The sequence below is a fragment of the Ruminiclostridium sufflavum DSM 19573 genome (assembly GCF_003208175.1).
In the GTDB taxonomy this organism is placed as follows: Bacteria; Bacillota; Clostridia; order Acetivibrionales; family DSM-1351; genus Ruminiclostridium; species Ruminiclostridium sufflavum.
In genome coordinates this window covers 20,945-28,274 of sequence record NZ_QKMR01000033.1, presented here as the reverse complement: position 1 = coordinate 28,274, position 7,330 = coordinate 20,945, and the positions used below count along the sequence as shown (strand labels likewise).

Here is a 7,330-nt window from a genome sequence, read left to right as displayed (position 1 = left end):
AAGTTTTTTGATATGGTTTTTAGCAGATTCTCTTTCGTTAGAGCGATAGCGAGAAAACTCTGCATCTACAATGATATCATTCATAACATCATATAATACAGAAACCGATGCAAGCGCACCATTTTTGTTGTATTGATTAGGATTTGTTCCGAAAATTTTAAGATTTTCCTCTGAGTTAGGAACTTGGACTGTACTTCCATTAACAGAATAAATGTTAAATCCATTCCACTTTTTGAAATTAGTGTTTAACTCATAGTATTTGTTCACTGATAAATCAAAAAGTTCATGAAATGCTTCATGTGAAATACCTTGTCGCGCTTTAGAAATGGCTTGTTTAGAAACTATTTGAAGCTTTAATTCCGGAAAGTCCATTTTAAATTGAGAATAATTAATTGATAAAGATTTCTTTGTTGAATTTATTATAAAATAAAACAAATCGGTAAAAGAGAGCTTTCTAGATCTGCTAAAAGAGTTTCCAATACGATGGACGTTTATAAAATCTCTGGATTTAATCAGTGCCTTCGATTCTTCTATAATAGATTTGAGTAATATTCCAAGTTTCATTATATATACCTCGCAATCAAATATTTGTATTCAATTGCGAGGCTGCATTTTTAGGCTGACTTGTCAAGTGATTTTTGATATTTGTTGAAATTTCCTTAAGTTGACGACATTGCCCGTTTTACGGGTGGTTTATTGTTTCGCATGGCTCATTTCTCTGCCGAGAAACTTGCCTTATGATTGAAACAGGCTATTACTTAATGTGTATTTTTATGTTTTTATGTGGCAAAAGCGAATTATACATCAAATCGATTATATTTTGTTGAACAGTCAACACAGAGCCTTTTCCCGCTTTGTATGCGTATCCAGTTCGCCCCCGCGGTCTCACCACAGCACTCGCATTCATAGGAATCAAAGAGGCGTGCCGGTTCGGGAAGCAATATCTTCGCATCCTTTACATCGAACATTTCGCATGGCTCAAGCCCCTGAAAATAATCAAATGATTGCTCGCGCGTCATTCCTTCCGGTTTCTTTTTAACAATCAAACGGACTGATTTTTCGTTTTTTCGGTCATAGAAGTTGAATGCCTGCTTTCCCGTCATATGAAACAGCAGATTTCCCTTGCCAATGCTGCAACCCAGAATTACCTGTATCGCATCTACACCGCAAGCGTCATTTTCTGACACGCAAACTACATCTTCATCCTCGGAAAAGGTTATGCCCAACAGTTCAATAGCATAAATCGCTGCTTTGTAGCCAATGGTTAATCCACCGCAGACATGTCCGTGAAATGCTGCACATTTTTGCCAAAGTTCTTTATTTTCGTCCATTAAATTTTCCTCCTAATTAATAAGGGATTATCATTTTTATATCACGGTGTTCTATGATTTCTGCTTTCATGTTATATACAGCCTCAATCGCTTTCGGGGTTACCGTCTCAATACCACCGTAAGAATATGCATGTCCATCTTTCAGGAAAAGGAATTTATCGCAGTAACGCACCGCAAGATTTAGATCGTGTATGACGATGGCAACGCCCATCCCATGCTCTTTGGCGAGAGTCCTTACATTATTGAGCATCTCGTGCTGGTTTCTGGGGTCAAGATTGCTTGTTGGCTCATCAAGAAGCAAAAACACCGGTTGCTGCGCCATCGCACGGGCAAGCACTACCTTCTGAAGCTCTCCCCCTGATAGTTCGTCAAGATAGCGCGCCTTATATCCCAGCAGCCCGAATCTCTCAATGATTTGAGATACTATTTGCTTATCCTCCTCTCCAACATCCCACCTGATATATGGCTTTCTGCCAAGCAACACCGCATCGAAGACCATGATATGGGAGCTTGCTGTGTTTTGTGGGACATATGCAATACTCTGCGCCATCTCCCGTCTCGACAGGGTATGCATATCTTTCCCGTTTATTATCACGCTGCCTGAATGAATTCTATGTATGCGATCAATGCATTTGAGCAGGGTGCTTTTACCGACCCCATTATTGCCAAGTATGGCAAGACACTCACCAGCATCAAGATCAAATCCTACATTGTTGAGGATTACACGGTTGACACTGTCATATGAGAAGCATATATCTTTAACTTTTATCAATCTCTGTCCCCTCCTCTCAACAAAAGTGTTAAGAAGGCGGGCGCACCAAGGAATGCAGTTATTGCACCGACGGGGAGTATAACAGGGGAAATGATGAGACGCCCAAAGGTATCTGCTGCGAGTAGCACCAGCGCACCGGCTACAGCCGAACAGGGGATGATAAATCTGTAGTCGTCACCGACAAATTTTCTCATCATATGCGGCGCGACAAGCCCTACAAAGCTGATTATCCCGACAAAAGCAACAGCCACCGCGGCTGCGAAAGAGCATATTACCATGCTCACCAGCATCACGGCTCTGGCATTAACCCCGAGGCTTTTGGCAGTATCTGCCCCACAACGCATCGCATTATAGTTCCAGCGATTTAGCATAAAATAGGTCATCGCGGCGAGGAATATCACCGCAAGCACCAGAATCTCTGCCCAGTTGGTGCCGCCGAGATTTCCAAAAGTCCAGAATACTACGGCGGTAAGCTTTGTCTCGTCCGCAAAATATTGAAGGAGAGTACTACCGCCGGTGAAAAGAGAACTCAAGGCAACACCGGCAAGAACAAGTCCGCCGGGGCCAAGATTTTTCTTCAGCTGCGACAACAGCAAAATAACCGCTGTTGACAAAGAGCCAAATACAAATGCGCTTAGCGTGACAATATACGGATTGTTCACTTCTATGGCTACGTTGGAGGAGCCGCCGTTTACAACTCCTCCGCCAAATATTATGATCCCGATGGCTGCGCCAAATGACGCGCCCTGTGATACGCCGAGGGTTGAAGCAGATGCCAGCGGATTATGCAGAACACATTGCATTACAGCTCCTGATACCGCAAGAAGTGCTCCGACAAGTATAGCTGTGGCGACTCGTGGCAGCCGGATGCCAAATACAACAGTATTTGAGGCAGCTTCACCGTTTCCAAATATTGTCCTCATGATTTCGCTGATACTAAGTGTAATCGAGCCGCTGGCTGTAGCATATAGTGCCACAGCCAGCATGATAATAAAAACAACAATGAATGTTAATCTTTTTTTCTCTATTTGAGCATCATATACTGACAGACGTTCCTTACACAGTGTTTTCATTCATTGTTACCGAAATCTATCGGGCCGTAACTGGCGCCGTATTCATTGAGAACGGACATAAAATCATCAACGCCGAGGAAAAATTTAAATATTTCATTGGCCTTGGTGTTCAGGTCAACATCCGCAAACTGCTCAGGATACAGAATAGACCCGACAAAATAACAGTTAGCCAAAGGTATTTCAAGATTTGAGTAGTAGCTTGTCGAACTTGGATACTGATAAATATGCCCATCGTTATAAGCTTTAAGCTGGGCATAAAAGTCGGGACTCGCCTTGGCATCCTGCTTAACAAGCTGTACTCCGCCGTAGTCACAGAAGATATAGTCGGCATTCCATGCAAGTATTTGTTCTTTATCCACTTCAACGGCGGTAGAGTTGTCACCCGGAGTATCCTGCACCGCCACATTCACAGCGTTGACGGCGGTGAACACTTGATCCTTAATGCGTACTCCCTCAATACCATGTGCGCCTTTGAAGGTTGCGGCGGCGGAGAGCGCGGCAGGCTTATCGGAATCGGCAATGCTGGCTGTTCTTTTGTCGAGGTCGGCTAAACAGGCGTCGATGTATGCTATGATTTCTTCAGCTCTATCCTCAACGCCACATATTTGAGCGATGGTAAGGAGTGATTGATTATAGTCTTCTTCAAAAAGATTTCCCATAGCCACAGACACCACCGGTATGCCTGTCTGAGTCTCAAGATTCTTTACGACATCTTCGGTGTAGGAGCATATGATTACATCTGGCTTGGCCGCAATTATTTCCTCTGGATAGTAGTCCGTGTTGCCGCCTGCATCTGTACCTACAATGGGGACGTCTGCCCACAAATCCCTTACCGCATATGAATACGCCGTCAGCGGTGTGATGCTTGCCGGGTCGGAACCGCTGTAGCCCACCACTCGATCGGCTAAGCCGAGATAAACGACCATGCGCGGTACGTTTGAAAGTGCAATTATTTTATTTGCGACAGCAGGAAGTTCTACCCTCCTGCCGAGAGCATCAGTAATTACGATTGGTTCAGTATTCTCCGGCGTGTTGCTGGTTACTTCTGGCGTGGAGGTTACTTGCTCCGTTGTTTTTTGCGGTTCTGTGACCGATTGCCCGCAGGCGCAAAATGATACGAGCATAACAAGCGCCAACAGAATTGATAATATTTTTTTCATTTTTCTTCCTCCCATTTTATCTATGTAATTTTGTTAATTGGTCTGTTGCATCAAACTTGCCAATAAACGGCGGCAATAATGGTATGTGTTGTCTCTTTTACAACATTACCGGCACTGACTTTATGTATAAGATCTGCGATTTTATCCTTGTGCGAAGAGGACAGAGTGTGCGATGCTGAAAGCCTCAAGGTGTATTCCTGAATGGCCTCATCAACTTGCCATGTATTTTCCCAAATTTGCTCTTCATATTCAATTTTAGGCTTCATGCCACTGAGCCATAACAGCTCGAACGCATAAATCAGGGTTTCATCTAAGGCATTCGTGTCCGGTGCAATATCAAGCATTGTGGTAAGCTTATCCAATACCACGTTGCTGCGTCTGGTAGGCCTTACCATCAGGCACCAATTGCGGCTGGCCTCTGACAATTTTAGGAATGTATCGGCGGAAACTATAGCGGGTGTCATGTTCGCCAAAACCAGATCAAAGTGCTTGTCCCATCCAAGCTCATGTAAATTTGCATTATGCCAGTCGTTAACACAAAAATCTACAGACGATGTGCGTGAAAGCTTTGCCTTTTCGCATTCCTCAATCATCCGGGGAGAAAAATCTGTTCCCGTAATACGGGCTCCTAATTGTTCAAGAGCAAAAGAGAAACGTCCGCTTCCGCAGCCAACATCCAACACGGTTTGTTCCTGCCTAATCATTTGATTATTAAGGATTAAGCGCATAGCTAAACTATTGTCAGCGGTTGGAAGCTCTCTGGATGCAAAAGCAGAGGCTTTGCTGTTCCACCATTCCACTGCTGATTGTGCGTTTTTCATGCCGGGTATCCAACGTTCTTTTATTTCTTGTACGGTCACTAAAAGACCTCCTTTTTTACTTAATAGCATACGATCCATAATACTTGTGTAGCCTTATATTTTTCAATACTAGCAAATTAAGTATCCCCTCACAAGCCGGGGCGGGGATATTTCAAAACAAAAAAGAAGGCTGCACTGTCTGTTTTTCCAACAAACAACGCATCCTTCTTGGCTGCAATTCAATATTGATGATATATGATAAACCCTATTATGCGGTAACCAAATCTTCTGATTTGCTTAGCATTTCCACTTCATATGGAAACCTGTTTCAGTTTAACAGATGTGGCAAATAAAATCAATATCTAATATATCAATAATATATTAGAGTCAAAAGTTTTTTATTTGCTTTGTTAACAATAACACCCCGTGCTCCCGCAGTCAGAAGTAATATCATGACCTCGCAATTCAAGCAGGGTAGCAACATTTACATTTTATGCTTTTCCGAGACGCCCACTGAGCGTTTCAACAGCGTAATCACCATTCTTTTAAGGTTGAAAGGATATTCGCTGACCATATGTTCTATAATCTGGAAGTTTGTGGATAGGCAATGCTGTTGTCCTGCAATTCAAAGGATTACCTTCCTTGCTTGTAATTCGTGTTCCCGCTCCTGCTGAATTTTTGAACGTCCCTGCATAATATTCTCTGAGCTACACCGAAGGATTTCTATGGGCAGCAAAATGCCTGCCCATTCAATTACATATCTATCACCCACTTTCCGCAATGCCGCCAAACTCCTGCAAATGAGCCGCCGCCATGCTTGTTTTAGTGGCAGTATCATTACTACCCTTTACAAGCATACTTCCAAGGTCATGGTAGTGGAGATGATGCGCAAGGAGCGGTTAATCTACTGCGAGGCAGCGCGACAACTTGGAGTGCCATCAGATACACGAGTTGCCTCTTGGGAGCGCATCTATCTGACAGAAGGGGCGGAAGGTAGTGGGACAGCGCGGGCTAGCCTGTGCAGCCAGTTGTACGCTGAAAGGTCGTCCACCCAAACTGGACAAGCAAGTAAAGTGTACCCCATGTCAAGGACATTTTGAAATTGTGCAATTGATTTTTTCAAAAAATATAATATTATTTATTATTTAAAATTGCATAAATATACAATTTTCTTTTTTCAGTATCCCTAGTTAATTGGATAAGTTCATGGAGGGTCACCGATGGCCTCCCCCCGGTTCACTTTTAGTTGAAAAACGGGTTTTACAGGCAGCTATTATATGAAAAACAGGAGTTTTGATTAACCTTGCAAAAGTCCTTTTGATGCTTATATCTTTGATAAATTTACACTTTTGTTTCATAGGCTCATTATCCGGCTTTATATTGCTGATTTGATTGTCCTTATTTTCCGGGAACATAGCTGCTTTTATCCTTGCTTGATCTGTCCTGTCTTCCTGAATTTTATTTTCCTCTATATATATTTGCTCAGCTTCCTCCATGTTTTCATTCATACCATTTGTAGGATTTAAGCTGTTATTTTCTGATTTAATATGTAATGGCTTGCTTTCCTCATTTTCTTGGCTTATACCTTGTATTTTTTCCGCCTGTTCTGCTGCATTGCTAATCGAAGCTGAAGCCTTCTCTTCTTCAGTGCATTTTGTCTGGGCTTTTGTGTCTGATACTGAGAATGAAATATTTTCTGCTAAGGTGCTTTTCGTTATATATGAGTTTTGTATTTCCGTACCGGCTTTATTATCCGGTGCTTCCTTTTCTTTGTTATCAGGAAGCTCTGCCGGGATAACGAAGTCATATTCCACTATTTCATACAGGTTTGAGGTTTGTCCTCCGTCCTTCCTGTACCTTGGTGTTCTTTTGATTGCTCCGCACCCGCACAGCTCTCTGACTGCACGTTTTATTGTTGATATTGATTTGCCCACTATCTGGGCTATTCTGTTTAGTGACGGGAAGCAGCTCTGATTTGTGTTGTCCGCATGCTTGCACAGGCACAGATACACGAACCTCGCGCTTTGTGATAATATACTTCCTTTGTGGCATACTTTATCAAATGCTATATTCATGTACATAGCTTTTTTCCTCCGTTGTTTGTTTTTATTTTCAATAGTCTTCAGAGCTTTCTTCATTAAAACAGCCGGTGCTATTTTTTTATTTAGGCACCGGCATGTTTTATAAAGGCTGG

At 42.6% G+C, this 7,330-nt stretch carries 7 protein-coding genes; all 7 read right to left on the bottom strand.

The window, feature by feature from the left end; translation table 11 throughout:
- Nucleotides 1-564 (bottom strand): transposase (locus tag LY28_RS18215; protein WP_479692096.1); only part of this gene is annotated, 564 nt, incomplete at its 3' end.
- Nucleotides 565-797: 233 nt separating this feature from the next.
- A complete protein-coding gene (locus LY28_RS18210; protein ID WP_110463598.1) occupies nt 798-1,331 on the bottom strand; it encodes an FmdE family protein in 534 nt (177 codons plus the stop codon).
- Nucleotides 1,332-1,347: 16 nt separating this feature from the next.
- Complete coding sequence (locus LY28_RS18205) at nt 1,348-2,103, bottom strand: ABC transporter ATP-binding protein (protein WP_110463597.1); 756 nt, start codon at nt 2,101-2,103, stop codon at nt 1,348-1,350.
- Nucleotides 2,100-3,176, bottom strand: coding sequence for a FecCD family ABC transporter permease (locus tag LY28_RS18200; protein ID WP_110463596.1), 1,077 nt, complete (start codon nt 3,174-3,176; stop codon nt 2,100-2,102). Before LY28_RS18200 ends, LY28_RS18205 begins: the two co-directional genes overlap by 4 nt.
- Nucleotides 3,173-4,336, bottom strand: coding sequence for an ABC transporter substrate-binding protein (locus LY28_RS18195; RefSeq protein WP_165835627.1), 1,164 nt, complete (start codon nt 4,334-4,336; stop codon nt 3,173-3,175). The genes LY28_RS18200 and LY28_RS18195 overlap by 4 nt, the downstream gene beginning before the upstream one ends.
- Nucleotides 4,337-4,386: 50 nt before the next feature.
- A complete protein-coding gene (locus LY28_RS18190) occupies nt 4,387-5,196 on the bottom strand; it encodes a class I SAM-dependent methyltransferase (RefSeq protein WP_110463594.1) in 810 nt (269 codons plus the stop codon).
- A 1,154-nt stretch (nt 5,197-6,350) separates the two neighbouring features.
- Nucleotides 6,351-7,217: a helix-turn-helix domain-containing protein gene (locus LY28_RS19620; RefSeq protein WP_242981418.1), complete on the bottom strand. Its 867-nt coding sequence runs from the start codon at nt 7,215-7,217 to the stop codon at nt 6,351-6,353.
- Nucleotides 7,218-7,330 lie beyond the last annotated feature (113 nt).